Annotated in this window: 1 protein-coding gene; it reads left to right on the forward strand. The window is 62.8% G+C overall.

Features of this window, described 5'->3' with window-relative positions:
* Nucleotides 1–8: 8 nt before the first annotated feature.
* On the forward strand, nucleotides 9–1,178 hold the full coding sequence (locus tag AYR66_RS28065; protein ID WP_088710795.1) for a polyhydroxyalkanoate depolymerase: 1,170 nt from the start codon (nucleotides 9–11) through the stop codon (nucleotides 1,176–1,178).
* Nucleotides 1,179–1,313 lie beyond the last annotated feature (135 nt).

Raw genomic sequence — 1,313 nt, forward strand, 5'->3', positions numbered from 1 at the left:
ATGTCTTCCTGACGAATCCCGCGTCGCCCTTTGCCTACACGCCGTTTTCACAGCGCATGGCAGCGGGTTTCGAACTTCTGTACCGGCTCGGCAAGGAATACGAAAAGCCGCATTTCGAGATCGTTTCCACGCTGGTCGATGGCGTTACCGTCCCGGTAAGCAAGACTGTCGCGCTCGACAAGCCGTTCTGCCACCTGCAGCATTTCCGCAAGGACCCTGCAGCAATGCAGGTGCCGGCGCAACCCAAGGTGCTGCTGCTGGCGCCGCTGTCCGGACATCACGCCACCCTGCTGCGCGACACCGTCATCACCCTGCTGCCCGAGCACGACGTGTATATCACCGACTGGATCGACGCCAAGATGGTGCCGCTGTCCAAGGGCGAATTCCACCTGCACGACTATGTGTACTACCTGCAGGAATTCATGCGCTTCCTCGGGCCCGACCTGCACGTGATCGCGGTCTGCCAGCCGTCGGTGCCGCTACTCGCCGCTGTAGCGCTTATGTCCACGGCAAAAGACCCGCTCGTCCCGCGCACCATGACCATGATGGGCGGCCCGATCGACACCCGCAAGTCGCCTACCATGGTCGACCAGCTGGCCACCGAGCGCGACCTCGACTGGTTCGAGAACACCGTGATCTACCGCGTGCCGCCCAATTACCCCGGTGCGGGCCGGCGCGTCTATCCCGGCTTCCTGCAGCATTTCAGCTTTGTCGCGATGAACGCCGCGCGCCATGCGAAGAGCTACCAGGAGTTTTACGAGCACCTCGCCAGGAACGGCAGCGACAAGGTGGTTGAGCACCATCGCCGCTTCTATGACGAATACAACGCGGTGCTCGACATCCCCGCCGAGTTTTACCTCGAGACGGTGAAGACGGTATTCCAGGAATCCAGCCTCGCCACCGGCACCTGGGAGGTCGAAGGCAAGCCGGTGCGCCCCGAAGACATCAAGCATGTCGGGCTGCTGACCATCGAAGGCGAATGGGACGACATCACCGGCCGCGGCCAGACGCGGGCGGCGCACAACCTCTGCACCGGCATCCCGCGCAGCAAAAAGGAACACTACACCGCGCCGGCCGTCGGGCATTACGGCATCTTCTCGGGACGCCGCTGGCATGAACGGGTCTGCCCCAAGATCGCGGACTTCATCCGCGCCAACGCGGGGCAGCGGAAAGCCTGACGCAAGAACGGGCGAGACAGGAACCGCCTGTGGAGGCTATCCTTGAAGTCTGTGGAAACTGCGCGCGGACAGCATGGCTACTGAATACATCGGCGAGTACCTGGTCGAATACGGCGGCGAAGCCTTGTGCCTGGG

Origin of the sequence: Noviherbaspirillum denitrificans (genome assembly GCF_002211445.1) — a bacterium.
Taxonomy (GTDB): domain Bacteria; phylum Pseudomonadota; class Gammaproteobacteria; order Burkholderiales; family Burkholderiaceae_D; genus Noviherbaspirillum; species Noviherbaspirillum denitrificans.